The sequence below is a fragment of the Enterobacter cloacae complex sp. OE43NF genome (assembly GCF_023544405.1).
GTDB lineage: Bacteria > Pseudomonadota > Gammaproteobacteria > Enterobacterales > Enterobacteriaceae > Enterobacter > Enterobacter cloacae.
Genome location: NZ_JAMJFW010000030.1, coordinates 25371 through 50899 on the forward strand (window position 1 = coordinate 25371; position 25529 = coordinate 50899).

General features: G+C 55.0%; 23 protein-coding genes and 1 other RNA gene. 17 read left to right on the forward strand and 7 right to left on the reverse strand.

Annotated elements, in window-relative coordinates:
• The first annotated feature begins 250 nt into the window (after positions 1-250).
• The 6 genes from epd (at position 251) to M8370_RS14900 (ending at position 6308) form a co-directional block, all read left to right on the forward strand.
• The gene (gene epd / locus M8370_RS14875) at positions 251-1270 is read left to right on the forward strand and encodes an erythrose-4-phosphate dehydrogenase (protein ID WP_014833195.1); all 1020 of its coding nucleotides are present in this window, start codon (positions 251-253) and stop codon (positions 1268-1270) included.
• A 49-nt stretch (positions 1271-1319) separates the two neighbouring features.
• Positions 1320-2483, forward strand: coding sequence for a phosphoglycerate kinase (gene pgk / locus M8370_RS14880; RefSeq protein WP_013098635.1), 1164 nt, complete (start codon positions 1320-1322; stop codon positions 2481-2483).
• A 91-nt stretch (positions 2484-2574) separates the two neighbouring features.
• On the forward strand, positions 2575-3654 hold the full coding sequence (gene fbaA, locus M8370_RS14885; RefSeq protein ID WP_013098634.1) for a class II fructose-bisphosphate aldolase: 1080 nt from the start codon (positions 2575-2577) through the stop codon (positions 3652-3654).
• Between the two features lie 185 nt (positions 3655-3839).
• Positions 3840-4694, forward strand: coding sequence for a small-conductance mechanosensitive channel MscS (locus M8370_RS14890; protein ID WP_013098633.1), 855 nt, complete (start codon positions 3840-3842; stop codon positions 4692-4694).
• Positions 4695-4839: 145 nt separating this feature from the next.
• The gene (gene argO, locus M8370_RS14895) at positions 4840-5475 is read left to right on the forward strand and encodes an arginine exporter ArgO (protein WP_045902713.1); all 636 of its coding nucleotides are present in this window, start codon (positions 4840-4842) and stop codon (positions 5473-5475) included.
• A 92-nt stretch (positions 5476-5567) separates the two neighbouring features.
• A complete protein-coding gene (locus M8370_RS14900; RefSeq protein ID WP_045902714.1) occupies positions 5568-6308 on the forward strand; it encodes an oxidative stress defense protein in 741 nt (246 codons plus the stop codon).
• Positions 6309-6356: 48 nt separating this feature from the next.
• Here the strand turns inward: M8370_RS14900 and argP are convergent, their stop codons facing one another.
• The gene (gene argP / locus M8370_RS14905) at positions 6357-7250 is read right to left on the reverse strand and encodes a DNA-binding transcriptional regulator ArgP (RefSeq protein WP_008499727.1); all 894 of its coding nucleotides are present in this window, start codon (positions 7248-7250) and stop codon (positions 6357-6359) included.
• A 127-nt stretch (positions 7251-7377) separates the two neighbouring features.
• On the opposite strand from argP, the gene rpiA reads away from it, so the two are divergent.
• Both rpiA and serA read left to right on the forward strand, forming a co-directional pair.
• A complete protein-coding gene (rpiA, locus tag M8370_RS14910) occupies positions 7378-8037 on the forward strand; it encodes a ribose-5-phosphate isomerase RpiA (RefSeq protein ID WP_013098630.1) in 660 nt (219 codons plus the stop codon).
• Between the two features lie 268 nt (positions 8038-8305).
• A complete protein-coding gene (serA, locus tag M8370_RS14915) occupies positions 8306-9538 on the forward strand; it encodes a phosphoglycerate dehydrogenase (RefSeq protein WP_013098629.1) in 1233 nt (410 codons plus the stop codon).
• A gap of 96 nt (positions 9539-9634) precedes the next feature.
• Here the strand turns inward: serA and M8370_RS14920 are convergent, their stop codons facing one another.
• From M8370_RS14920 to zapA, 3 genes are all read right to left on the reverse strand, one after another.
• Positions 9635-10231 (reverse strand): 5-formyltetrahydrofolate cyclo-ligase, encoded by a 597-nt coding sequence (locus M8370_RS14920; protein WP_250021250.1) that lies wholly within the window; start codon positions 10229-10231, stop codon positions 9635-9637.
• Positions 10232-10251: 20 nt separating this feature from the next.
• A non-coding RNA gene (gene ssrS, locus M8370_RS14925) (6S RNA) lies at positions 10252-10435 on the reverse strand.
• A 41-nt stretch (positions 10436-10476) separates the two neighbouring features.
• Positions 10477-10806 (reverse strand): cell division protein ZapA, encoded by a 330-nt coding sequence (gene zapA / locus M8370_RS14930; protein WP_006811891.1) that lies wholly within the window; start codon positions 10804-10806, stop codon positions 10477-10479.
• Positions 10807-10974: 168 nt separating this feature from the next.
• Here zapA and M8370_RS14935 point away from each other — a divergent pair, with 168 nt between their 5' ends.
• The 8 genes from M8370_RS14935 to M8370_RS14970 all read left to right on the forward strand — a co-directional run bounded on the left by M8370_RS14935 (position 10975) and on the right by M8370_RS14970 (position 21005).
• Positions 10975-11553: a YecA/YgfB family protein gene (locus tag M8370_RS14935; protein ID WP_013098627.1), complete on the forward strand. Its 579-nt coding sequence runs from the start codon at positions 10975-10977 to the stop codon at positions 11551-11553.
• A gap of 31 nt (positions 11554-11584) precedes the next feature.
• The gene (gene pepP / locus M8370_RS14940) at positions 11585-12898 is read left to right on the forward strand and encodes a Xaa-Pro aminopeptidase (RefSeq protein ID WP_250021253.1); all 1314 of its coding nucleotides are present in this window, start codon (positions 11585-11587) and stop codon (positions 12896-12898) included.
• Positions 12895-14073, forward strand: coding sequence for a 2-octaprenyl-6-methoxyphenyl hydroxylase (gene ubiH, locus M8370_RS14945; protein ID WP_020687080.1), 1179 nt, complete (start codon positions 12895-12897; stop codon positions 14071-14073). Before pepP ends, ubiH begins: the two co-directional genes overlap by 4 nt.
• Positions 14074-14085: 12 nt before the next feature.
• Entirely contained in the window at positions 14086-15288 is a 1203-nt protein-coding gene (gene ubiI / locus M8370_RS14950) for an FAD-dependent 2-octaprenylphenol hydroxylase (protein ID WP_250021251.1), read from the forward strand.
• A 397-nt stretch (positions 15289-15685) separates the two neighbouring features.
• Complete coding sequence (gcvT, locus tag M8370_RS14955; RefSeq protein ID WP_028028158.1) at positions 15686-16780, forward strand: glycine cleavage system aminomethyltransferase GcvT; 1095 nt, start codon at positions 15686-15688, stop codon at positions 16778-16780.
• A 23-nt stretch (positions 16781-16803) separates the two neighbouring features.
• On the forward strand, positions 16804-17193 hold the full coding sequence (gene gcvH, locus M8370_RS14960) for a glycine cleavage system protein GcvH (RefSeq protein ID WP_013098622.1): 390 nt from the start codon (positions 16804-16806) through the stop codon (positions 17191-17193).
• Between the two features lie 122 nt (positions 17194-17315).
• The gene (gcvP, locus tag M8370_RS14965; RefSeq protein WP_038983907.1) at positions 17316-20189 is read left to right on the forward strand and encodes an aminomethyl-transferring glycine dehydrogenase; all 2874 of its coding nucleotides are present in this window, start codon (positions 17316-17318) and stop codon (positions 20187-20189) included.
• A gap of 72 nt (positions 20190-20261) precedes the next feature.
• Entirely contained in the window at positions 20262-21005 is a 744-nt protein-coding gene (locus M8370_RS14970) for an SDR family oxidoreductase (protein WP_062730111.1), read from the forward strand.
• Between the two features lie 69 nt (positions 21006-21074).
• On the opposite strand, the gene M8370_RS14975 is transcribed toward M8370_RS14970, so the two are convergent.
• Together M8370_RS14975 and M8370_RS14980 are read right to left on the reverse strand one after the other, a co-directional pair.
• Entirely contained in the window at positions 21075-22508 is a 1434-nt protein-coding gene (locus M8370_RS14975) for a 6-phospho-beta-glucosidase (protein WP_020687084.1), read from the reverse strand.
• Between the two features lie 116 nt (positions 22509-22624).
• A complete protein-coding gene (locus M8370_RS14980) occupies positions 22625-23356 on the reverse strand; it encodes a MurR/RpiR family transcriptional regulator (protein ID WP_250021254.1) in 732 nt (243 codons plus the stop codon).
• A gap of 265 nt (positions 23357-23621) precedes the next feature.
• Between M8370_RS14980 and trhA the strand changes: the two genes are divergently transcribed.
• On the forward strand, positions 23622-24281 hold the full coding sequence (gene trhA / locus M8370_RS14985; RefSeq protein WP_048970648.1) for a PAQR family membrane homeostasis protein TrhA: 660 nt from the start codon (positions 23622-23624) through the stop codon (positions 24279-24281).
• 109 nt (positions 24282-24390) lie between these two features.
• Here trhA and ygfZ read toward each other — a convergent pair whose 3' ends face one another.
• Positions 24391-25371, reverse strand: coding sequence for a tRNA-modifying protein YgfZ (ygfZ, locus tag M8370_RS14990; protein WP_023620448.1), 981 nt, complete (start codon positions 25369-25371; stop codon positions 24391-24393).
• Positions 25372-25529: the final 158 nt, after the last annotated feature.

Sequence of the window (25529 nt, forward strand, 5' to 3'; positions counted from 1 at the left end):
CGCCACCCGGCTTTTTTGTAAGCATTATTCCACCTAAAATGTGACGCAAGTCATATAGCTCGCTTATTCATCTGGACAGACATTCCTTTTATTCCCCGATTCGCTTATTCTTGCTGAAGCGTTTCAGTCGATTAAATGTTCGACAATTGACCAATCAATCGCAGTTTGTGATAGCAAAGATTCCCCTTCGGGCGTAGCTGGATTACTCTTTCAGCCACCTCGAACTCAGGGATAGCTTTGCAGGAGATCTATGACCGTACGCGTAGCGATTAATGGCTTCGGTCGCATCGGGCGCAACGTGGTTCGTGCTTTATATGAATCCGGGCGTCGGGCGGAAATTACCGTGGTGGCAATCAATGAACTGGCGGATGCTGCGGGCATGGCGCATTTATTGAAATATGACACCAGCCACGGACGCTTTGCCTGGGACGTGCGCCAGGAAAGGGATCAGCTGTTTGTCGGTGACGATACGATCCGCGTACTGCATGAGCGCAGTATTGCCGCGCTACCGTGGCGTGAACTGGGTGTGGATGTGGTGCTTGACTGTACCGGCGTATATGGCAACCGCGAACACGGCGAAGCGCATCTCACCGCCGGCGCGAAAAAAGTCCTGTTCTCTCATCCCGGCAGTAACGACCTCGACGCAACGGTCGTTTTCGGCGTCAATCAGCATGAGCTACAAGCCGAACACCGTATTGTCTCCAACGCCTCCTGCACCACCAACTGCATTATTCCGGTCATTAAACTGTTAGACGATGCATATGGCATTGAATCCGGCACCGTGACCACGATTCATTCCGCCATGCACGATCAGCAGGTCATCGACGCCTACCACCCGGATTTACGACGCACGCGTGCTGCGAGCCAGTCAATCATCCCGGTGGACACAAAACTGGCTGCCGGGATCACCCGAATTTTCCCGCAGTTTAATGACCGTTTTGAAGCGATTGCCGTGCGTGTACCGACGATAAACGTCACCGCAATTGACCTCAGTGTGACGGTAAAAAAACCGGTAAAAGCCTGTGAAGTCAACCTGTTGCTGCAAAAAGCGGCACAGGGGGCATTTCATGGTATAGTTGACTATACGGAATTACCGTTGGTCTCAGTGGATTTTAACCACGACCCGCACAGCGCCATTGTTGATGGCACGCAAACGCGCGTCAGTGGCGCACACCTTATCAAGACGCTGGTCTGGTGTGATAACGAATGGGGCTTTGCTAACCGAATGCTCGACACCACGTTAGCAATGGCTGCCAAAGGTTTCAGGTAAGACGCATCGTGCGTCTGCAAAACTTTAAGAATCAACGAGAGGATTCACCATGTCTGTAATTAAGATGACCGATCTGGATCTGGCTGGTAAACGCGTTTTCATCCGTGCGGATCTGAACGTGCCAGTTAAAGATGGCAAAGTGACCAGTGACGCGCGTATCCGTGCATCTCTGCCAACCATCGAACTGGCTCTGAAGCAGGGTGCGAAAGTGATGGTGACCTCCCACCTGGGTCGTCCAACTGAAGGCGAGTACAACGAAGAGTTCTCTCTGCTGCCGGTTGTTAATTACCTGAAAGACAAACTGTCCAGCCCGGTTCGCCTGGTAAAAGATTACCTGGATGGCGTGGAAGTGGCTGCCGGTGAGCTGGTGGTGCTGGAAAACGTTCGCTTCAACAAAGGCGAGAAGAAAGACGACGAAGCACTCTCCAAAAAATACGCGGCGCTGTGCGACGTATTCGTAATGGATGCATTCGGTACTGCGCACCGTGCGCAGGCGTCTACCCACGGTATCGGTAAATTCGCAGACGTTGCGTGCGCTGGTCCTCTGCTGGCTGCGGAACTGGATGCGCTGGGTAAAGCACTGAAAGAGCCTGCTCGTCCAATGGTTGCCATCGTGGGTGGTTCTAAAGTTTCTACCAAACTGACCGTTCTGGATTCCCTGTCTAAAATCGCTGACCAGCTGATCGTTGGCGGTGGTATCGCGAACACCTTCGTTGCCGCTCAGGGCCACAACGTTGGTAAATCCCTGTATGAAGCAGACCTGGTTGACGAAGCCAAACGCCTGCTGGGTACCTGTGATATCCCGGTTCCAACCGATGTTCGCGTTGCCACTGAGTTCTCCGAAACGGCGACTGCTACCCTGAAATCTGTAAACGACATCAAAGATGAAGAGCAGATTCTGGACCTGGGCGACGTTTCTGCACAGAAACTGGCTGAAATCCTGAAAAACGCAAAAACTATCCTGTGGAACGGTCCTGTTGGCGTGTTCGAATTCCCGAACTTCCGTAAAGGGACTGAAATTGTTGCTAACGCTATCGCAGACAGCGAAGCGTTCTCTATCGCAGGCGGTGGTGACACCCTGGCAGCAATCGACCTGTTCGGTATCGCTGACAAAATCTCCTACATCTCCACTGGTGGCGGCGCATTCCTCGAATTCGTGGAAGGCAAAGTTCTGCCAGCAGTAGCAATGCTCGAAGAGCGCGCTAAGAAGTAAGCCATTCAAGGGCAGGGAAACCTGCCCAATTTTCAGCGCGCTTTAAAAGCTCGCACCTTTTCTAACGGCCGAAGATACAGGACTAAGCAACATGTCTAAAATTTTTGATTTCGTAAAACCTGGCGTGATCACTGGTGATGACGTTCAGAAAGTGTTCCAGGTAGCTAAAGAAAACAACTTTGCTCTGCCAGCAGTTAACTGCGTGGGTACTGACTCCATCAACGCCGTACTGGAAACCGCTGCAAAAGTTAAAGCACCGGTTATCGTACAGTTCTCTAACGGCGGCGCTGCGTTCATCGCAGGTAAAGGCGTGAAAACTGACATTCCTCAGGGTGCTGCAATCCTGGGCGCTATCTCTGGTGCGCACCACGTACACCAGATGGCTGAACACTACGGTGTTCCAGTTATCCTGCACACTGACCACTGCGCGAAGAAACTGCTGCCGTGGATCGACGGTCTGCTGGACGCGGGTGAAAAACATTTCGCGGCTACCGGTAAGCCACTGTTCTCTTCTCACATGATCGACCTGTCTGAAGAGTCTCTGGAAGAGAACATCGAGATCTGCTCCAAATACCTGGCGCGCATGTCCAAAATGGGCATGACCCTGGAAATCGAACTGGGTTGCACCGGCGGTGAAGAAGACGGCGTGGACAACAGCCACATGGACGCTTCTGCTCTGTACACTCAGCCAGAAGACGTTGATTACGCTTACACCGAGCTGAGCAAAATCAGCCCACGCTTCACCATTGCAGCGTCCTTCGGTAACGTACACGGCGTTTACAAACCAGGTAACGTGGTTCTGACCCCAACCATCCTGCGTGACTCTCAGGAATACGTGTCCAAGAAACACAACCTGCCGCACAACAGCCTGAACTTCGTCTTCCACGGCGGTTCCGGTTCTTCTGCTCAGGAAATCAAAGACTCCGTAAGCTACGGCGTAGTGAAAATGAACATCGATACCGACACCCAGTGGGCAACCTGGGACGGTATCCTGCAGTACTACAAAGCGAACGAAGCTTACCTGCAGGGCCAGCTGGGCAACCCGAAAGGCGAAGACCAGCCGAACAAGAAATACTACGATCCACGCGTATGGCTGCGCGCAGCGCAGACGTCCATGGTGACCCGTCTGGAGCAGGCATTCAAAGAGCTGAACGCGATCGACGTTCTGTAATTTGAGCTGCTGACAGCATCAGGAGGCCCGCAAACGCGGGCCTTTTTTTATGCTTTTTCAATACCCTGTCAGAGCGGTTTTTGTGATCTGTTTGGCAAAACTTGCGCTTTTTGTTTACCCTTTACGGACCTGCCTGTCTCCATGGGGGATGGATTTGTGTTTTGGTTTAACAAAAGGAAGAATAAATGGAACAACTCGATGTTGTAGACAGCATCAATAACGCCGGTAACTGGCTGGTGCGCAACCAGGCGCTGCTGCTGAGCTACGCCGTGAATATCGTCGCGGCGATTGCCATCATCATCGTCGGGATGATCGTGGCGCGTATTGTATCGAATGCGGTCAACCGGGTGATGGTAGCGCGACACATTGACGCTACGGTGGCTGACTTTCTCTCTGCGCTGGTGCGCTATGGCATCATCGCGTTTACGCTGATTGCTGCACTGGGGCGCGTGGGGGTACAGACGGCATCCGTCATCGCCGTGCTTGGTGCCGCGGGTCTGGCTATTGGTCTGGCGTTACAGGGCTCGCTCTCAAACCTGGCTGCAGGCGTTCTGCTGGTCACCTTCCGTCCATTCCGTTCCGGTGAGTATGTTGATCTGGGCGGCATTGCCGGTACCGTACTGCAGGTACAAATTTTCTCTACCACTCTGCGTACCGTTGACGGGCGTATCGTTGTGGTCCCGAACGGGAAAATCATCGCGGGCAACATTATTAACTTTTCTCGCGAGCCGGTGCGCCGTAACGAGTTAATTATCAGCGTGGCGTATGATTCCGATATTGATCAGGTGAAATCGCTGATTGCTAACATCATCGCCTCCGACGATCGCATTCTGAAGGACAAAGAGCAGACCGTGCGCCTGCACGAGCTGGGTGCTTCCTCTATTAACTTCGTGGTGCGTATCTGGAGCAAAAGCAGCGATCTGCAAAACGTGTACTGGGACGTGCTGGAGCGAATCAAACGTGAGTTTGACGCCAACGGCATCAGCTTCCCGTATCCGCAGATGGACGTAAACGTCAAAAAAGTAAAAGAAGCCGAATAACGTCACCCGTAGGCCCGGTAAGCGCTAGCGCCACCGGGCTTTTATTTTATTAGCTATGCTAATACCCAATTAATATTATCAATTTCCTCTAATGTTCTTCTCGCAGTATAGTCTGCTCCAAAGACAACTCAGCGAGATTAATGTCATGTTATCGTATTATTTTCAGGGTCTTGCGTTAGGCGCAGCCATGATCCTTCCCCTCGGTCCGCAAAATGCGTTTGTCATGAACCAGGGGATTCGCCGCCAGTATCATCTGATGATTGCTCTGCTGTGCGCGGTAAGCGATTTACTGCTGATTTGTGCCGGGATTTTTGGCGGGAGTGCGCTGCTGATGCAGTCACCCTGGCTGCTGACGCTGGTGACCTGGGGCGGGGTCGCCTTCCTGCTGTGGTACGGATTCGGTGCGTTAAAAACGGCAATGAGTAGTAACCTGGAGCTGGCCAGCGCCGAAGTGATGAAGCAGGGGCGCTGGAAGATCATCGTCACCATGCTGGCGGTAACGTGGCTTAATCCGCACGTCTATCTCGACACGTTTGTGGTGCTCGGGAGCCTGGGTGGGCAACTGGACGTTGAGCCGAAGCGCTGGTTTGCCCTGGGCACGGTGAGCGCCTCCTTCCTCTGGTTCTTTGGCCTCGCCATTCTGGCGGCGTGGCTGGCACCCCGTTTGCGTACCGCTAAAGCCCAGCGGATCATCAACACGCTGGTGGGCGTGGTGATGTGGGTCATTGCCTTTCAGCTGGCGAAAGAGGGGATTCATCATGTTCAGGGATTGTTCAACTAAGCGTTGTCTTATGGACAACTGAGCAGGACCCGCTAAGCTTGCTGGCATGCGCCCTGTTGTTAGGGCACTCTTCGCAACATGGAGGAATGACAGTGAAGTTTAACGTGATGGCCCTGGCGGCATTAGTAAGTTTGGGTGCGGTGTCTGTTCAGGCGAATGAATTGCCAAATGGTCCGCACATCGTCACTTCCGGCACCGCCAGCGTGGATGCGGTACCGGATGTTGCGACGCTGGCAATTGAAGTCAACGTGGCCGCGAAGGATGCCGCTTCCGCCAAGAAGCAGGCTGACGATCGTGTTGCGCAATATCTCTCTTTCCTGGAGCAGAACGGTGTTGCCAAAAAAGACATCAGCTCTGCGAACCTGCGTACTCAGCCTGATTACGACTACCAGAACGGCAAAAGTATCCTGAAAGGCTATCGCGCGGTGCGTAGCGTTGAAGTGACCGTTCGCCAGCTGGATAAGCTGAACTCCCTTCTGGATGGCGCGCTGAAGGCGGGTCTGAACGAAATTCGTTCCGTCTCACTGGGCGTTGCGCAACCGGAGAAATACAAAGACGAAGCGCGTAAAGCGGCAATTGACGATGCGATGCATCAGGCGCAGCAGCTGGCCGCTGGATTTAAGAGTAAGCTCGGCCCGGTGTATAGCGTGCGTTACCACGTCTCTAACTATCAGCCAAGCCCGATGGTACGGATGATGAAAGCCGATGCGGCGCCGGCATCTGCTCAGGAAAGTTATGAGCAGCCGACCATTCAGTTCGACGATCAGGTTGATGTGGTGTTCCAGCTGGAGCCGACGCAAACTCAGCAAACTGAGACGGCTAAGGCGCAGTAATTTGCCCTGACCCTAACCCTCTCCCTGTGGGAGAGGGAATTCAAGCGATTAATCCTGTCTCAACACCTTGTGCCCGTATGCCAGCAGCGCGTCGGTGACGTTGCGCATCATGCGGCTTTCCGGCGCAAAACGGTGCCAGTAAAGCATCCGGCGCTGATACAGCCCCGGCGTCAAATCAATCAGCTCACCGCTTTTCAACTCCTTTTCAATCTGCAGGTGCGGGATCATGCAGCAGGTGGTTCCCTGACGCGCAAGCTGCACGAAGGCCTCAGACGAGTTCACGATGTGGCACGGCACGCTGCCCGGTGGCAGGTCAAAGTTTTGTTGCAGGAAAGCCTGATGCATATCGTCCAGATGGTCGAACGCCACGGCAGGCGCCTTAAGCAGCGCGGCGCGGGTGACGCCATTGGGGAAGTAGCGCTCCGCAAAGGCTTTTGAACCGACAAACAGGTAATCCAGCGCGCCCAGTTGATCCACCAGGCAGCTTGGCAGTGCCTGAGGCTGAATACTGACTGCCCCGACCACTTCACCGCGACGCAGGCGTTCCTGGGTGCGGGTTTCATCTTCAACCTGCAGATTAAGACGGATAGGGGAATCGGCCAGGACCGGGGCGAGGGCGGGCAGCAGCCAGGTTGCCAGACTGTCGGCGTTCACCGCCAGCGACAGCAACAACGGCGTAGAACCCGTTTGTTCATCACCCAGCCATTCGTCTTCCAGCAGTTCAACCTGACGCAGCAGGGCGAGGAGCTTTTGTCCTTGCTCTGTTGGACGCGGTGGCACGGTACGCACCAGCAGTGGCTGCCCGAACATGTTTTCAAGCTGTTTGATACGCTGTGATACGGCGGACTGAGTAATACACAGCTTTTGCGCTGCGCGCTCAAAACCGCGTTCACGAATAACTGCATCAAGTGCCTGTAGTGTTCTGTAGTCCGGACGTTTCATTGCTCTGGCTTACTCCTTAATTTTGCTTAATCTGCACTATGACACAATTTTCCCTTTGTGGCAGACGAATTCCACCTCACGTGTTCTATAATGCGCCCTAAGTTTTCATACCACAGGCAAAACGATCATGACGCAGGATGAACTGAAAAAAGCAGTAGGATGGGCCGCGCTCCAGTACGTGCAACCGGGTACTATCGTCGGTGTAGGTACGGGGTCGACGGCGGCACACTTTATCGATGCGCTGGGCACGATGAAGGGGCAGATCGAGGGCGCGGTTTCGAGCTCCGATGCTTCCACGGAAAAGCTGAAAAGCCTCGGCATTACCGTTTTCGATCTGAACGAAGTGGACCGTCTGGGGATCTACGTTGATGGCGCGGATGAAATCAACGGGCATATGCAGATGATCAAAGGCGGCGGCGCAGCGCTGACGCGTGAAAAGATCATCGCCTCCGTGGCCGATAAATTCATCTGTATCGCGGACGCCTCCAAGCAGGTCGACATTCTGGGTAAATTCCCGTTGCCGGTTGAAGTGATCCCAATGGCGCGCAGCGCCGTGGCACGTGAGCTGGTAAAACTCGGCGGACGTCCTGAATACCGTCAGGGTGTGGTCACCGATAACGGCAACGTGATCCTCGACGTTCATGGCCTGGAAATTCTCGACGCGATCGCGCTCGAAAACGCCATCAACGGCATTCCGGGCGTGGTAACAGTAGGGTTATTCGCCAACCGTGGCGCGGATGTTGCGCTGATCGGCACGGCTGATGGCGTGAAAACCATCGTAAAATGATCTGACGGGGGGAGTCCTCCCCCCGCTAAAAAAATTTTGAAAAGCTAAATTCGGTGACTTGTGTCACGTTTTTTGCCCCTCTCTTGCTGAACCTTCCGCATTCACAAATATTTACAGCATTTTACTCTGCTATTTTGCGCTGTATGACTTTTCTTCAGAGTGCCGACGCAAACGTTCATATTGCTGCAATAGTTTTTTTTGATATGTTGGCTAAGCGGATTTCAATCCAGCACAACATCAGTTCAGACAAAAAAACAGGGTCGGGTAAATGGCAAAGGTATCACTGGAGAAAGACAAGATTAAATTCCTGCTAGTAGAAGGCGTGCATCAAAAAGCACTCGATAGCCTTCGCGCGGCAGGTTACACCAACATCGAATTTCACAAAGGCGCGCTGGATACTGAAGAGCTGAAAGCGTCCATCCGTGATGCCCATTTCATCGGCCTGCGATCCCGTACTCACCTGACTGAAGATGTTATTGCTGCGGCGGAAAAGCTGGTCGCTATCGGCTGTTTCTGCATCGGTACCAACCAGGTTGACCTGAATGCTGCCGCAAAACGCGGTATCCCGGTCTTCAACGCCCCGTTCTCCAACACCCGTTCCGTGGCGGAGCTGGTGATTGGCGAACTGCTGCTGCTGCTGCGTGGTATTCCGGAAGCCAACGCCAAAGCCCACCGCGGCGTGTGGAACAAACTGGCCGCGGGCTCTTATGAAGCGCGCGGTAAAAAGCTGGGTATCATCGGTTACGGCCACATTGGTACCCAACTGGGTATCCTGGCTGAATCCCTGGGCATGCATGTTTACTTCTACGACATTGAAAGCAAACTGCCGCTGGGGAACGCCACTCAGGTTCAACATCTTTCTGACCTGCTGAACATGAGCGACGTGGTAAGCCTGCATGTGCCGGAAAACGCCTCAACCAAAAATATGATGGGCGCGGAAGAGCTGGCGCTGATGAAGCCAGGTTCCCTGCTGATCAACGCCGCACGCGGTACGGTTGTCGACATTCCTGCGCTGTGCGATGCCCTGAAGCGTAAGCATCTGGCGGGGGCAGCTATCGACGTCTTCCCGACGGAGCCTGCAACCAACAGCGATCCATTTAACTCTCCGCTGTGCGAGTTCGACAACGTGATCCTTACGCCACACATCGGTGGCTCTACTCAGGAAGCGCAGGAGAACATCGGCCTGGAAGTGGCGGGTAAACTGAGCAAATACTCCGATAACGGTTCAACGCTCTCTGCCGTTAACTTCCCGGAAGTGTCGCTGCCGCTGCACGGTGGCCGTCGTCTGCTGCACATTCACGAAAACCGTCCGGGCGTGCTGACCGCCATCAACCAGATCTTTGCTGAGCAGAGTGTCAACATTGCCGCGCAGTATCTGCAAACCAACTCGCAGATGGGCTATGTGGTTATTGATATCGAAGCAGATGAAGATGTGGCCGAGAAAGCGCTGCAGAGCATGAAGGCCATTCCGGGGACGATTCGCGCGCGTCTGCTGTACTGAGGGTGAGGTTTGTAGTGTCGGGTGGCGGCTACGCCTTACCCGACCTACGTCGACGTTTTGTAGGCCGGGTAAGCGTAAGCGCCACCCGGCTTTATTCTACCAGGTCCAGGTTTTACTGGGTGTTATCACCGCCGGCAACGGTACATCCCACTTCTCGACCGGCAAGGCTTCTACCGCCTGGCAATCATGCGCATAACCCACCGGCTGCAACCCGTACTGCTGCCAGTTTTGCAACGTTCTGTCATAGAACCCCCCGCCCATTCCTAAACGCTGGCCCTGTTCATCAAACGCCACCAGCGGCGTAATCAGCACGTCCAGCTGTGACAGCGGCAGCACGTCGCGCACATCCAGCTTCGGCTCGGTGATTTTCAGACGATTCACAACCAGTTCGCTGTGCGGGTGGTAGTGCAGAAACAGCAGGTTCCCTGCGCTAAACGGATGCAGCACCGGCAAATAGACCCGCTTTCCGGCTCGCCAGAGTTGTTCGATGAGTGGCTGCGTATCCAGCTCACCATCAAAAGAGAGAAACAGCGCGACGGTATGCGCCATCACTACAGGCGGATACGCCATCATGCGTGCCGCGGCCTGCAGGGCAAAATGCGCTTGCTGTTCAGGGGTTAACGCCCGGCGACGCTGTCGAATGAGTTGACGAATATCCTGGCGTGAGGCAGAAACTTCAGGGAATTGAGTCATGGTAGTGGTAGAAGAGTGAGGGAATCTCCGAGATGCCGCCGCAGGCTGTAACCCTTGAACCCTTGGTTCAAGGTGAATGTGTCGTCATAGTTTTAAGGCTTCTCGGGCGAACCGAGCATGCTCACCAACCATGGAGCGCCACATTCTTGTGGTATGAAATATCGGCTCAGGGGACTGGCCCGCTTGCGAACATCTCAGAGAAATTTTGTCTTCACAGTTACTCTACCATAGTCAACTGAGAAGTGTTATTCAAACTTTGGTCCCGGTCTTTCGGGATTGCGACCTTGATCAAGCAACGCCTGTTCTATGGTCTGCTGGAGCATTTTAATGCGCTGCTCCATGCTTGCCGCGTAGTCGCGGGTCTTCGCTTTTTCCTGAGTCAGTTCATAGCTGATGTTCAACGCGGCGATAAAAACCAGCTGCTCAGTATTTGTGACTCTAGTGCGTTCTTTGAGATCTTGCAACCGCTGATTCAAATCGTCCGCAGCCTGATTCAAAGCATCCCTTTGTTCAGGAGGACAATTCACTCGCAGTGAACGGCCAAAAATCTGGAGATCGACGGGTTGTGCAGACATGCCACCTTCCTGCTGATTGACTGCGCTGCCTTCGCTTACTGCCCCGGGGGCTGCGAAGGGGCGACACTATAGCTACCCTGATGTGAAGATACAAGCCCTTTTCTGGTATCACCAGGGTCCAAAGTGGTAGCATATCATGAATATTCCTCCCTTTGATGACGAAAGCTCATGTCTATACAGAACGAAATGCCTGGTTACAACGATTTAAACCAGTTACTGAACCAGCAGGGTGTGGGTTTAACCCCTGCCGAAATGCACGGTCTGATCAGTGGCATGCTATGCGGCGGAAACAGCGACAGCTCATGGCAGCCGCTGATCCACGACCTGACGAACGAAGGGCTGGCGTTTGGTCATGAACTGGCGGAAGCGCTGCGAAAAATGCACTCGGCAATCAGCGATTCGCTGGAGGACGATGGCTTCCTTTTTCAGCTTTATCTGCCTGAAGGCGACGATGTCAGCGTGTTCGATCGCGCCGATGCGCTGGCCGGTTGGGTAAACCACTATCTGTTGGGGCTGGGCGTAACGCAGCCTAAGCTTGATAAAGTGACCGGCGAAGCGGGTGAAGCGATCGACGATCTGCGTAACATCGCGCAGCTGGGTTACGACGAAGAAGAAGATCAGGAAGAGCTGGAGATGTCTCTCGAAGAGATTATCGAGTACGTTCGCGTGGCGGCACTGCTGTGCCACGATAACTTCACCCGCTCGCAGCCAACCGCACCGGAAGTTCGTAAGCCAACCTTACATTAAGAAAAATAACGCACAGGAGGGTGTCATGGTTATCTCGCATCAAGAGTATTCCCGTCGTCGTCAGGCGCTGCTGGCAAAAATGCAGCCCGGAAGCGCTGCGCTGATTTTTGCCGCGCCCGAAGTGACGCGCAGTGCCGACAGTGAATACCCCTATCGCCAGAACAGCGATTTCTGGTACTTCACCGGGTTCAATGAACCGGAGGCGGTACTGGTGCTGATCAAGAGCAATGACACCCACAACCACAGCGTGATTTTCAACCGCGTACGGGATCTCACCGCGGAGATCTGGTTTGGTCGCCGCCTGGGGCAAGAGGCCGCGCCCGCGAAACTGGGTGTGGACCGTGCGCTGGCGTTCAGCGAAATCAACCAGCAGCTCTATCAGTTGCTGAACGGGCTGGATGTGCTTTACCACGCGCAGGGTGAGTATGCGTACGCCGATGAGATAGTCTTCACCGCGCTGGATAAGCTGCGTAAAGGTTCCCGGCAGAATCTCTCCGCCCCGGCCACGCTGACGGACTGGCGCCCGGTTGTCCACGAGATGCGCCTGTTTAAATCGCAGGAAGAGCTGGACGTGATGCGTCGTGCAGGCGAAATCAGCGCGCTGGCACACACAAGGGCGATGGAGAAGTGCCATCCCGGCCTGTTTGAATATCAGCTGGAAGGCGAGATTCACCACGAGTTCAACCGCCACGGCGCGCGTTATCCCTCTTACAACACCATTGTCGGTGGCGGTGAAAACGGCTGCATTCTGCATTACACCGAAAACGAAAGTGAACTGCGTGACGGCGATCTGGTGCTGATTGATGCAGGCTGTGAATATCAGGGCTATGCGGGCGACATTACCCGTACCTTCCCGGTGAACGGTAAGTTCACCCCCGCGCAGCGCGAAATTTATGACATCGTTCTTGAATCTCTTGAAACCGCGCTGAAGCTCTATCGCCCCGGCACCTCCATCCAGGAAGTAACCGGCGAAGTGGTGCGCATCATGATTACCGGCCTCGTAAGGCTCAGGATTCTGAACGGTGATGTGGATACCCTGATTGCTGAAAATGCGCATCGCCCCTACTTTATGCACGGCCTGAGCCACTGGCTGGGGCTGGATGTGCATGATGTGGGCGCGTATGGTTCAGAACGTTCTCGCGTGCTGGAGCCGGGTATGGTACTGACCGTTGAACCGGGGCTCTACATTGCGCCGGATGCCGACGTGCCGGAAGCGTACCGTGGAATTGGTATTCGCATCGAAGATGACATTGTCATCACCGAAACCGGTAACGAAAACCTGACCGCGGGCGTGGTGAAAAACGCCGATGACATTGAGGCGCTGATGGCAGCGGCACGCCCATGAGCGTGATTATCGTTGGTGGGGGGATGACGGGAGCTACGCTGGCGCTGGCCATCTCGCATTTGACGAAAGGGCAACTTCCGGTCCATCTGGTGGAGGCCGTGGCGCCAGAGGCGTCCGACCATCCCGGGTTTGATGCCCGCGCCATTGCCCTGGCTCAGGGGACCTGCCAGCAGCTCGCTCGAATTGGCATCTGGCAGGCGATTGCGGATTGTGCGACGGCAATCAACACCGTTCACGTCAGCGATCGTGGCCATGCCGGGTTTGTGACGCTGGACGCGCAGGATTACCGCATTGATGCCCTGGGTCGGGTGGTTGAACTTCACGACGTCGGGCTGCGTCTGTTCCGTTTATTGCAGGATGCCCCGGGTGTGACGCTCCATTGCCCGGCACGCGTCGCCAGCTTCAGCCGCAGCGAAGCGGCGGTCAGCGTGACGCTGGAAAACGGTACGGTTCTGGATGGCCAGCTTCTGGTCGCCGCCGATGGTTCACGTTCTGCGCTTGGCACCCAGTGCGGCGTGGAATGGCGCGCTCAGCCTTACGGACAGGTCGCCGTTATTGCTAACGTTTCTACGGCGGGAGAACACAACGGCAGGGCGTTTGAACGTTTCACTCAGCACGGCCCGCTGGCCATGCTGCCGATGTCAAACGGACGCTGCTCGCTGGTGTGGTGCCATCCTCAGGATAAAGCGGCTGACGTTGAGGCCTGGTCCGACGACCGTTTCTGTACCGAACTGCAAAAAGCCTTTGGCTGGCGGCTGGGGCGTATTACCCATGCGGGAAAACGCGCTGTTTACCCGCTGTCGCTGACCACGGCATCTCAGTCCATCTCCCATCGCGTGGCGCTGGTCGGCAATGCCGCGCAGACGTTGCACCCAATCGCCGGGCAAGGCTTCAACCTTGGGCTACGCGACGTGATGAGCCTGGCAGAGACTCTGTCCCAGGCGTGGCATGAGCAAAAAGATTGCGGCGCGTATCCGGTGCTCAGCCATTATCAGAAGCGACGCCGGGCCGATAAAGAAGCGACTATCGGCGTCACCGATGGCCTGGTGCATCTGTTTGCCAATCGCTGGGCACCGCTGGTTGCAGGCCGCAACCTTGGGCTGATGGCGATGGAATTATTCATTCCGGCACGTGACGTGCTGGCGCAGCGGACCCTTGGTTGGGTCGCGCGTTAAGGAGTTATCATCGTGCAAAATGTTGATGTCGCCATTGTAGGCGGCGGAATGGTAGGGCTGGCGCTGGCCTGTGGTTTACAGGGCAGTGGTCTGCGCGTGGCCGTGCTGGAGCAAAATCTGCCTCAGCCCGTTGCGCACGATGCGCCGCCGGAACTGCGCGTCTCGGCAATCAATGCCGCCAGCGAAAAACTACTGACGCGCCTTGGCGTCTGGTCAGATATCGTGGCGCAGCGTGCCAGCTGCTATCACGGAATGGAAGTGTGGGACAAAGACAGCTTTGGTCATATCGCGTTTGATGATGAAAGCATGGGCTATAGCCATCTGGGTCATATCATCGAAAATGCCGTCATTCACCATGCGTTATGGCAAAAAGCGCAATCCTGCAGCGACATCAACCTGATGGCGCCCGCGCAAATCCAGCAGGTGGCATGGGGCGAAAACGAAGCGTTTCTCACCCTGCAGAGCGGCGACATGCTCACCGCGCGGCTGGTGGTAGGCGCGGATGGCGCAAACTCGTGGCTGCGTAACAAGGCGGATATTCCCCTGACCTTCTGGGATTATCGTCATCATTCGCTGGTAGCAACCATCCGTACTGAAGAGCCGCACGGCGGCGTTGCGCGCCAGATTTTCCATAACGACGGTATTCTGGCATTTCTGCCGCTGAGCGATCCGCACCTGTGCTCGATCGTCTGGTCTCTGGTGCCGGAAAAAGCACAGCTGATGCGCGAGGCGACGCCAGAGGCGTTTAATCAGGCGCTGTGCATGGCGTTTGATAACCGTCTTGGTCTGTGCACCCTTGAGAGCGAACGCCTGGTATTCCCGTTGACCGGCCGTTACGCGCGCCAGTTTGCGGCGCACCGTCTCGCGCTGGTGGGTGACGCGGCGCATACCATTCATCCGCTGGCCGGACAGGGAGTTAACCTTGGCTTTATGGATGCAGCAGAGCTGGTGAATGAGCTGCGCCGTCTGCACCGCGAAGGTAAAGATATCGGCCAGCATCTCTACCTGCGTCGCTACGAACGCAGCCGCAAGCACAGCGCGGCGGTGATGCTGGCAGGCATGCAGGGCTTCCGCGAGCTGTTTGCCGGGGCAAATCCGGCGAAAAAACTGCTGCGCGACATCGGCCTGAAACTGGCCGACACCCTTCCGGGCGTAAAACCTCAACTCCTTCGTCAGGCGATGGGTCTTAACGATCTTCCCGACTGGTTACGTTAATCTCGATCCCCGTCACACTTTATTTACCCGGCCTCTGCGCCGGGTAAATATCCTCGTTTGAAATAATCTAATTTCACGCCATTTTTCGCATTAGATAATCTAATCTGGCTATTTTTACGTTACGGAAATTTTGCCCGTTTTTCCGCATGAAATATCACCATGTGCTAAATATTGTTAGATCGTTGTTAATTTTATGCGGGTTGAATCGCATTTTACCAGTGAATAACTCTGTAGGCTTTTCAGCGTTTTTTGGTCATAAGCTAATGTGATGACCTGTTTTACCTTATGGTTAACCGTCGGTTTCGGTGGTAAGTTCAGGTAAAAGAGAACGTTTGCGTCGGCGCCGGATGACGGGGCCGATACCGGGATTCACGGTGAATTTTTCAACGAGGAAAAGATGGCTCAACAGACTCCTTTGTACGAACAACACGTGTTATGCGGTGCACGTATGGTGGACTTTCATGGCTGGATGATGCCGCTGCATTACGGCTCCCAGATTGATGAACACCACGCAGTGCGTACCGATGCCGGTATGTTCGACGTCTCCCACATGACAATTGTCGACCTGCGCGGTAGCCGCACCCGGGAGTTTTTGCGTTATCTGCTGGCAAACGACGTCGCAAAACTGAAGACGCCAGGTAAAGCGCTCTATACCGGCATGCTAAATGCCTCTGGCGGCGTGATTGACGACCTTATCGTCTACTACTTCACTGAAGATTTCTTCCGCCTCGTTGTAAACTCCGCCACCCGCGAAAAAGACCTCTCCTGGATTACCCAACACGCTGAACCGTATGCCATCGACATCACCGTCCGTGATGATCTGTCGCTGATCGCCGTGCAGGGGCCGAACGCGCAGGCGAAAGCCGCCACGCTGTTCAACAACGAGCAGCGTGAAGCCACCGCTGGCATGAAGCCGTTCTTCGGCGTGCAGGCGGGCGATCTGTTTATCGCCACCACCGGCTATACCGGTGAAGCGGGCTATGAAATTGCCATGCCGAATGAAAAAGCCGCCGACTTCTGGCGTGCGCTGGTGGAAGCGGGCGTCAAGCCAGCAGGACTGGGCGCGCGCGATACGCTGCGTCTGGAAGCGGGCATGAACCTTTATGGTCAGGAGATGGACGAAAGCGTCTCTCCACTGGCCGCTAACATGGGCTGGACCATCGCGTGGGAACCGGCTGACCGCGAATTTATTGGCCGTGAAGCGCTGGAGATGCAGCGCGAAAAGGGCACTGAACAGCTGGTTGGCCTGGTAATGAAGGAAAAAGGCGTGCTGCGCGGCGAACTGCCGGTACGTTTTACCGATGCAGACGGCAATCCGCGTGAAGGCGTGATCACCAGCGGTACCTTCTCCCCGACGCTGGGCTACAGTATTGCACTGGCACGCGTGCCGGCCGGCATTGGCGAAACGGCGGTAGTACAGATCCGCAACCGCGAAATGCCGGTCCACGTGACCAAACCGATTTTTGTTCGCGCCGGTAAGCCGGTCGCCTAATCATTTTTATCAGGAGAACTTCAATGAGCAATGTGCCAGCAGAACTGAAATACAGCAAAGAACACGAGTGGCTGCGCAAAGAGGCGGACGGCTCTTATACCGTTGGGATCACCGAGCACGCGCAAGAGCTGCTGGGCGACATGGTGTTTGTTGACCTGCCGGAAGTGGGCGCGACCGTTAGCGCGGGCGATGACTGCGCTGTCGCGGAATCTGTTAAGGCGGCATCCGATATCTATGCACCGGTGAGCGGCGAAATCATTGCCGTCAACGACGCGCTGAGCGACTCCCCGGAACTGGTCAACAGCGAACCGTATGAAGGCGGCTGGATCTTCAAGATCAAAGCCAGCGACGAATCACAGGTTGCTGCGCTGCTGGATGCCACCGCATACGAAGCCCTGTTAGAAGACGAGTAAGCCATTATCCCTCTCCCTTCGGGAGAGGACAGGGGTGAGGGTGCCCATCTTCCCCTCACCCTAACCCTCTCCCACAGGGAGAGGGAACTTATATTCACTGCACGTTTCAGGAACCATCGCTCATGACACAGACTTTAAGCCAGCTTGAAAACCGTGGCGCCTTCATTGAACGTCACATAGGGCCGGATGCTCAGCAACAGCAGGAGATGCTGAAGACAGTTGGCGCGGATTCATTAGACGCACTGATCGGCCAGATCGTGCCAAAAGACATCCAGCTTGCCACACCACCACAGGTGGGCGAGGCGACGACTGAATTTGCTGCGCTGGCAGAATTAAAGGCCATTGCAGCCCTTAACAAGCGCTATAAGTCTTACATTGGCATGGGTTATACCAACGTGCAGTTACCGCCGGTGATCCTGCGCAACATGCTGGAAAACCCGGGCTGGTATACCGCGTATACACCCTATCAGCCGGAAGTGTCCCAGGGCCGTCTGGAAGCGCTGTTGAACTTCCAGCAGGTGACCTTGGATCTGACCGGTCTCGACATCGCCTCTGCGTCTCTGCTGGATGAAGCGACCGCCGCGGCAGAAGCCATGGCAATGGCGAAACGCGTGAGCAAGCTGAAAAACGCCAACCGCTTCTTCGTGGCGGCGGATGTTCATCCGCAGACGCTGGACGTGGTACGCACTCGTGCGGAAACCTTTGGCTTCGACGTGATTGTCGATGATGCCGACAAAGTACTGGATCACCAGGATGTCTTTGGCGTGCTGCTACAGCAGGTGGGCACCACCGGCGAAGTGCATGACTACAGCGCGCTGATGACCGAACTCAAATCCCGCAAAGTCGTTGTCAGCGTCGCCGCTGATTTTATGGCACTGGTACTGTTGACGGCGCCTGGCAAACAGGGTGCGGATATCGTCTTCGGCTCTGCGCAGCGCTTCGGCGTGCCGATGGGCTACGGCGGCCCGCACGCGGCATTCTTTGCGGCAAAAGATGAATTCAAACGCTCCATGCCTGGCCGTATTATCGGTGTGTCAAAAGACGCTGCCGGTAACACTGCGCTGCGCATGGCGATGCAGACGCGTGAGCAGCATATCCGCCGCGAGAAAGCGAACTCCAACATTTGTACCTCGCAGGTTCTGCTGGCTAACATTGCCAGCCTGTATGCGGTGTTCCATGGTCCGGTTGGCCTGAAACGCATCGCCAGCCGCATTCACCGTCTGGCCGATATTCTGGCCTGCGGTCTGCAGCAGAAAGGCCTCAAACTGCGTCACGCTCACTACTTCGACACCCTGTGCGTTGAAGTGGCGGACAAAGCGGCGGTGCTGGCGCGTGCTGATGCGGCGCAAATCAACCTGCGCAGCGACATCCATAACGCGGTCGGCATCACCCTCGATGAATCCACCACCCGTGTAGATATCGTCAACCTGTTTAACGTGTTGCTGGGCGACGCGCACGGTCTGGATATTGATACGCTGGACAAAGAGGTCGCGCTCGACAGCCGCTCAATTCAGGAAAGCATGCTGCGTAACGATGCGATCCTGACGCACCCGGTCTTTAACCGCTACCACAGCGAAACCGAGATGATGCGTTACATGCACTCTCTGGAGCGCAAGGATCTGGCGCTGAACCAGGCGATGATCCCGCTGGGTTCCTGCACCATGAAGCTGAACGCGGCGGCGGAGATGATCCCTATCACCTGGCCTGAGTTTGCCGAGCTGCACCCGTTCTGCCCTGCCGAACAGGCGGAAGGGTATCACCTGATGATCAACCAGCTCTCCGACTGGCTGGTGAAACTGACGGGTTACGATGCGCTCTGCATGCAGCCAAACTCTGGCGCGCAGGGTGAGTACGCCGGTCTGCTGGCGATCCGCCACTATCACGAGAGCCGTAACGAAGGCCACCGTGATATCTGCCTGATCCCAAGCTCTGCCCACGGCACCAACCCGGCCTCCGCCCAGATGGCGGGAATGGAAGTGGTCGTGGTGGCGTGCGATAAGAACGGCAACATTGACCTCGCTGACCTGCGTGCGAAAGCCGAACAGGCGGGCGATAAGCTCTCCTGCATCATGGTGACCTACCCGTCGACTCACGGCGTGTACGAAGAGACCATCCGTGAAGTGTGTGAAGTGGTGCATCAGTTTGGCGGCCAGGTCTATCTCGACGGTGCGAACATGAATGCGCAGGTGGGCATCACCTCGCCGGGCTTCATCGGTGCGGACGTTTCGCACCTGAACCTGCATAAAACCTTCTGCATTCCGCACGGCGGTGGCGGCCCGGGTATGGGGCCAATCGGCGTGAAAGCACACCTGGCACCGTTTGTTCCAGGCCATAGCGTGGTGCAGATCGAAGGGATGCTGACCCGTCAGGGCGCGGTGTCAGCGGCACCGTTTGGTAGCGCCTCTATCCTGCCAATCAGCTGGATGTACATCCGCATGATGGGCGCGGAAGGGCTGAAGAAGGCAAGCCAGGTGGCGATCCTGAACGCTAACTACATCGCGACCCGCCTCAAGTCAGCCTTTCCGGTGCTCTACACCGGTCGTGATGGCCGCGTGGCGCACGAGTGCATTCTGGATATTCGTCCGCTGAAAGAGCAGACCGGCATTAGCGAGCTGGATATTGCCAAACGTCTTATCGACTATGGATTCCATGCGCCAACCATGTCGTTCCCGGTTGCGGGTACGCTGATGGTGGAGCCAACGGAGTCCGAGAGCAAAGCCGAGCTGGACCGCTTTATTGATGCGATGCTGGCCATCCGCATGGAGATCGACCGCGTGCAGGACGGCGAATGGACGCTGGAAGACAACCCGCTGGTCAATGCGCCGCACACGCAGCATGAAATGGTGGCGGAGTGGAATCACGGTTACAGCCGTGAACTGGCGGTCTTCCCGGCCGGTGTGGCAAACAAATACTGGCCAACCGTGAAACGTCTTGATGACGTCTATGGTGACCGTAATCTGTTCTGCTCCTGTGTACCGATGAGCGAATACCAGTAATCGTGTTGATGTAGTAACGTAGGCCGGGTATGGCGAAGCCGCCATACCCGGCTTTTTTATTGGGAGAAAAGAATGGGTATTGCACTTGTAACAGGCGCCAGCCGCGGTATCGGTAAAGCCACCGCGCTGCAGCTGGCAAACGAAGGCTACACCGTGGCGGTGAATTATCACCACAATATCAAGGCTGCGACGGACGTTATCAACCAGATCGTTGGGGCAGGCGGTAAAGCCTTTGCCCTGCGCGCGGATATCAGCGATGAAGCGCAGGTACTGGCGATGTTCGACAGTCTTGACCGAGAAGCTGAGCCGCTGACCGCGCTGGTGAATAACGCCGGGATCCTGTTTGAGCAATCCACCATCGAAAATCTTTCGGCTGAACGCATTAATTGCGTGCTGGCAACCAACGTCACGGGATATTTCCTTTGCTGCCGTGAAGCGGTAAAGCGTATGTCGCACAAACATGGCGGCAAAGGTGGGGCGATTGTGAATGTCTCCTCCGCGGCGTCACGACTGGGCGCACCGGGTGAGTATGTGGATTACGCGGCGTCCAAAGGGGCGGTGGATTCACTGACAACCGGGTTAGCGCTGGAAGTGGCGGCGCAAGGTATCCGCGTTAACTGCGTGCGTCCTGGGCTTATCTATACCGACATCCATGCCGACGGTGGAGAGCCGGGACGTGTGGATCGCGTTAAGTCGTTGCTGCCGATGCAGCGCGGTGGCCAGCCTGAAGAGGTAGCCCAGGCGATTGTCTGGCTGCTGAGCGAGAAAGCGTCGTACGTGACGGGCAGTTTTATTGAGTTAGCGGGCGGGAAGTAAACCCCTCACCCTAACCCTCTCCCCAAAAGGGAGAGGGGATCAAGCGTAGCGCCGCCCGGCGTTACAGAGTTAAAGCGTCTCACCGTTACTGGCAATCACACCTTTATACCACTCGAAGCTTTTCTTACGGGAGCGCGACATGTCGCCCGTGCCGTCGTCGTGCTTGTTCACATAGATAAAACCATAGCGCTTGCTGTACTGGCCGGTGGTGAACGACACGCAGTCGATACAGCCCCAAGGCGTATAACCCATCAGGTCCACGCCATCGTGCGTCACGGCTTTGATCATCTCTTCCACGTGAGCGCGCAGATAGTCGATGCGGTAGTCGTCGTTAATGCTGCCATCTTCTTCCACTTTATCGTAGGCGCCAAAACCGTTCTCGACGATAAACAGCGGTTTCTGATAACGCTCGTATAGCTCACACAGAGAGTAGCGCAGACCCACAGGGTCAATCTGCCAGCCCCAGTCAGAGGCTTTCACATGCGGGTTGGGCACGCTGCCTTCAAAGCCTGAAATTGCATCGCCGGTACCGCCTTCTGCTTTGACGGCGTTAGTCATGTAATAGCTGAAACCTAAGTAGTCGCAGGTACCTTCACGCAGGATCTGTTCATCACCCGGCTCCATGTTAATGGTAAAACCACGGCGCTCCCACTCATTCAGTACATAAGACGGGTAATAACCGCGCAGCTGAACGTCGGTAAAGACATAGCGTTCACGCATGGATTCCTGGGCAAACATCACGTCCTCCGGTTTACAGGAGAACGGATAGAGCGCCACCATCGCCAGCATACAGCCGACCTTCATTTCCGGGTTAATACGACGCGCAGCTTTCACTGCCAGGGCGCTTGCCACAAACTGATGATGCAGCACCTGGTACATGGTCTCTTCCGGGTTGTCGTGCTCGGTATAGACCACACCGGAGCAGCAGTAACCGAACAGCGGGGCACGCCAGTTACGCTGGTTGTTGATTTCGTTGAAGGTCATCCAGTATTTGACCTTGTTTTTGTAACGCTCGAAGACCACTTCCGCGAAACGGACAAAGAAATCGACCACTTTACGGTTGGTCCAGGCACCATATTCCTGCACCAGGTGCAGCGGCATTTCGAAGTGGGAGAGGGTGATCACCGGCTCGATGTTGTACTTCAGCAATTCATCGAACAGATCGTCGTAAAACTTCAGCCCTTCTTCATTGGGCTGCGTTTCGTCACCTTTCGGGAAGATGCGCGTCCAGGCGATAGAGGTGCGGAAACATTTGAAGCCCATCTCGGCAAACAGCTTGATGTCTTCTTTGTAGTGGCCGTGAAAGTCGATGGCCTCGTGGTTTGGGTAGTATTTACCCGGTACCACTTCCTGGGTGATTTCACGGGGAACGCCATGCGCGCCACCGGTCAGCACGTCACAGATGCTCGGCCCTTTGCCGCCTTTGTTCCAGCCGCCTTCCACCTGGTGAGCAGCAACCGCGCCGCCCCATAAAAAATCTTTTGGTAAGGTTAATTTTTTCATCGTTGCTATTCTCAATTCATGACTTATTGGAATCGAGTCTAGCAAAGCGACATTAAATGTCACGATATAACAATTTGCCTGAATTGTAATTTGTTACATGCAAAAAACAGGATGTTTTATTTTGTTAATTTCTTCGCCAGTTTACGCCCGAGCGACTCCAGAATATAAATAACGGGGATTTGGGTGGTGATATCATACACGCCTGCAATACGCGTCTGGGGAACATGCCAGGAGAGATTAAAATCGGCCAGTTTTGCCAGCCGCGAGTGCTCATGGCTGGTAATGGAGAGTACCTTGCAGTGATGCAGGCTGAACTGGCTGGCGAAGCGCAGGATCTCTTCCGTTTCACCGGATACCGACAGGACAATCGCCAGCGCATTTTTGGCCATATCATTGGTCACCGGGAAATAAGGATCGTCGATATGGTTGCTGAATTTACCGATATTAGAAAAGAAGCGTGCACCATATTTTGCCAGCGAGCCTGAGGTCCCTGCGCCGACAAAGATAATTCGCTCGGACGATAATATTATCTCCACCGCTTCATCTAATAATGTATCGAACTCTTCATTATTAACGCTTTTAAAGAAGCTGATAATTTCACTGGCACCAAAATTTATCTGCTGAGGCTCATTCTGCTCCAGATAGAGCTTAAAGCGTACGCGGAATTCAGAGTAGCCTTCGCAGTTGAGTTTGCGGCAAAAGCGCAGGATAGTGGTGGTGGAGACACCTGCCGCGTCCGCCAGTTCGCGGATAGTCATGTACATTACTTTGTCACGATTTTTAATGACATAGTTGTAGACCATCATCTCCAGATTATTGAGACTGGCAATGGCGGCGTGGGTGAACATACTCACAGTGGCATAACTCTCATTCAGACCTCATTGACCCATCATAACATGCAGCCAGAGGGCAGGATCCATTTTTATGCCTTTGATTCATAATGATTAAATTTTAATGTGAACAAATGTAAGGTGAAACTGTTTTTTATATCTATGATTTTTATATATAAATTATGGATTGAAATTATTTTAGCTAACAGGTGTTCACTGGAATCATTCTCAGTTAGCATAGTCATGCGATGAATAATCATCTTTCGTTTTCCCGGAGTTTTGTATGGTGAGCAGACCATTAATCGCACAGGGATATTCACTGGCTGAGGAAGTAGCCAACAGCATCAGCCACGGCATTGGCCTGGTGTTTGGGATTGTCGGTTTAGTGTTATTACTGGTGCAGGCGGTGGACACCAACGCCAGTGCCATGGCCATTACCAGCTACAGCCTGTATGGCGGGAGTATGATCCTGCTGTTTCTGGCGTCGACGCTGTATCACGCCATTCCGTATCAGCGGGCAAAGATATGGCTCAAAAAATTTGACCACTGCGCTATCTATCTTCTTATTGCAGGCACCTACACGCCATTCCTGCTGGTGGGGTTGAACTCACCGCTGTCGCGTGGCCTGATGATTGTGATCTGGAGCCTGGCACTGCTGGGGATCCTCTTTAAGCTGACCATTGCGCACCGGTTTAAGGTGCTGTCGCTGGTGACCTACCTGACGATGGGCTGGCTGTCGCTGATAGTGGTTTATCAGCTGGCGATTAAGCTGGCGGTAGGGGGCGTGACCCTGCTTGCCGTAGGCGGCGTGGTCTACTCGTTGGGCGTCATTTTCTATGTCTGCAAGCGCATCCCTTATAACCATGCCATCTGGCACGGCTTTGTACTTGGGGGCAGCGTGTGTCACTTCCTGGCCATTTATTTGTATGTGGGGCAGGTGTAGTTTTTACATCTTGCGGCCTGTTGCCCTCACCCTAACCCTCTCCCACAGCGAGAGGGAGAACACCAAAACCGTAGGCCCGGTAAGCGCAGCGCCACCGGGCGATACAGCATCACTCTTCCAGTGAATACGGCAGCGGCTCAATACTCAAGGTATTGGCATCATCACGCACGCGGAACACGCTGTCGGCTTCCATGTCGTTGTTCATCACTGCCTGCACCAGCAGACGGCCATCATCCAGCTGAACGGCGGCTAACACGGTGCCGGTACGGCGCCAGTTTTCACCCATCTTCAGTTCTAAATCTTCACCCGCTTCCGGTACACGGCTGGCGTGACCCGCCAGTGTCCACAGCGCGCGCTTATTCGCGCCGCGGAATTTTGCCCGCGCGACCATCTCCTGGCCGGTGTAACAGCCTTTTTTAAAGCTGATGCCGCCCAGCGCCTGCAGGTTAGTCGCCTGCGGAATAAACTGCGCGCTGTTGGCCGCGTCAATCACCGGCAGACCCGCTTCAATGTTCAGTGCCAGCCACTGCTGGCTGTTATTGAACTGGGCTTCACCGCGCAGGGCCTCAGTAACGCGCTCGGCGGTCGCGGCGTCGGTCACCAGCAGGAAACGCTCTGCAGGGTGTTCAAACCACAGGATGGAGGTCTCACCTTCGCTAACCAGCTGTTTTTCTGCATCCGGCAGTTCGTTGAACAGGTTTTTCAGCGCGGCACGCGCCTGGAAACCGGCCACGCCCAGCAGCACGTGCTCGTCATCTGGCGCAATGGTGACTTTGGAAAAGACCGCGTATTTCTTTAGCTCTTTAAGCTGGTCATCACGCAGGCTGCGGCGCTCAATAAAGGCAAAGCCATCCTGACGGCGGAACAGACGCAGGTTGCTCCACATTTTGCCTTTTGGATCGCAATGCGCAGCCAGCAGGTGCTGATGTTCGGTCATCTGGCTCACGTCTGCCGTGACCTGGCCCTGAAGGTATTTTTCGGCGTCGGCACCAACGAGTGTGGCCAGTGCCCAGTCATCAAGAGAAATAAGCGTCAGCGGCAGACGCGCAGAGGCGGCGGGCTGGCGAGGAGAAAATGGTGTAAATGCCATAACGGTATCCTGAATTGCTTAACGCTTTGATAATGCCTAATGGTAAAAGAGACTACAGCCATTGCAAGCGCTTTCAGCAGGCCATTCGTGCCATAACGCAGCAATGCGTAGCGCCACGCAAAATAGTGTAATCCGCTGTCTTTATAGGGGTTATTCTG

Excerpts from the sequence above, each read along its gene's own strand:
- gcvH (WP_013098622.1), top strand. The coding sequence starts at position 16,804 with ATGAGCAATGTGCCAGCAGAACTGAAATACAGCAAAGAACACGAGTGG.
- pgk (WP_013098635.1), top strand. The coding sequence starts at position 1,320 with ATGTCTGTAATTAAGATGACCGATCTGGATCTGGCTGGTAAACGCGTT.
- M8370_RS14890 (WP_013098633.1), top strand. The coding sequence starts at position 3,840 with ATGGAACAACTCGATGTTGTAGACAGCATCAATAACGCCGGTAACTGG.
- M8370_RS14920 (WP_250021250.1), bottom strand. The coding sequence starts at position 10,231 with ATGACTCAATTCCCTGAAGTTTCTGCCTCACGCCAGGATATTCGTCAA.
- rpiA (WP_013098630.1), top strand. The coding sequence starts at position 7,378 with ATGACGCAGGATGAACTGAAAAAAGCAGTAGGATGGGCCGCGCTCCAG.
- M8370_RS14970 (WP_062730111.1), top strand. The coding sequence starts at position 20,262 with ATGGGTATTGCACTTGTAACAGGCGCCAGCCGCGGTATCGGTAAAGCC.
- M8370_RS14935 (WP_013098627.1), top strand. The coding sequence starts at position 10,975 with ATGTCTATACAGAACGAAATGCCTGGTTACAACGATTTAAACCAGTTA.
- ygfZ (WP_023620448.1), bottom strand. The coding sequence starts at position 25,371 with ATGGCATTTACACCATTTTCTCCTCGCCAGCCCGCCGCCTCTGCGCGT.
- gcvP (WP_038983907.1), top strand. The coding sequence starts at position 17,316 with ATGACACAGACTTTAAGCCAGCTTGAAAACCGTGGCGCCTTCATTGAA.
- argO (WP_045902713.1), top strand. The coding sequence starts at position 4,840 with ATGTTATCGTATTATTTTCAGGGTCTTGCGTTAGGCGCAGCCATGATC.
- serA (WP_013098629.1), top strand. The coding sequence starts at position 8,306 with ATGGCAAAGGTATCACTGGAGAAAGACAAGATTAAATTCCTGCTAGTA.
- M8370_RS14975 (WP_020687084.1), bottom strand. The coding sequence starts at position 22,508 with ATGAAAAAATTAACCTTACCAAAAGATTTTTTATGGGGCGGCGCGGTT.
- gcvT (WP_028028158.1), top strand. The coding sequence starts at position 15,686 with ATGGCTCAACAGACTCCTTTGTACGAACAACACGTGTTATGCGGTGCA.
- M8370_RS14980 (WP_250021254.1), bottom strand. The coding sequence starts at position 23,356 with ATGTTCACCCACGCCGCCATTGCCAGTCTCAATAATCTGGAGATGATG.
- argP (WP_008499727.1), bottom strand. The coding sequence starts at position 7,250 with ATGAAACGTCCGGACTACAGAACACTACAGGCACTTGATGCAGTTATT.
- zapA (WP_006811891.1), bottom strand. The coding sequence starts at position 10,806 with ATGTCTGCACAACCCGTCGATCTCCAGATTTTTGGCCGTTCACTGCGA.
- trhA (WP_048970648.1), top strand. The coding sequence starts at position 23,622 with ATGGTGAGCAGACCATTAATCGCACAGGGATATTCACTGGCTGAGGAA.
- ubiH (WP_020687080.1), top strand. The coding sequence starts at position 12,895 with ATGAGCGTGATTATCGTTGGTGGGGGGATGACGGGAGCTACGCTGGCG.
- fbaA (WP_013098634.1), top strand. The coding sequence starts at position 2,575 with ATGTCTAAAATTTTTGATTTCGTAAAACCTGGCGTGATCACTGGTGAT.
- epd (WP_014833195.1), top strand. The coding sequence starts at position 251 with ATGACCGTACGCGTAGCGATTAATGGCTTCGGTCGCATCGGGCGCAAC.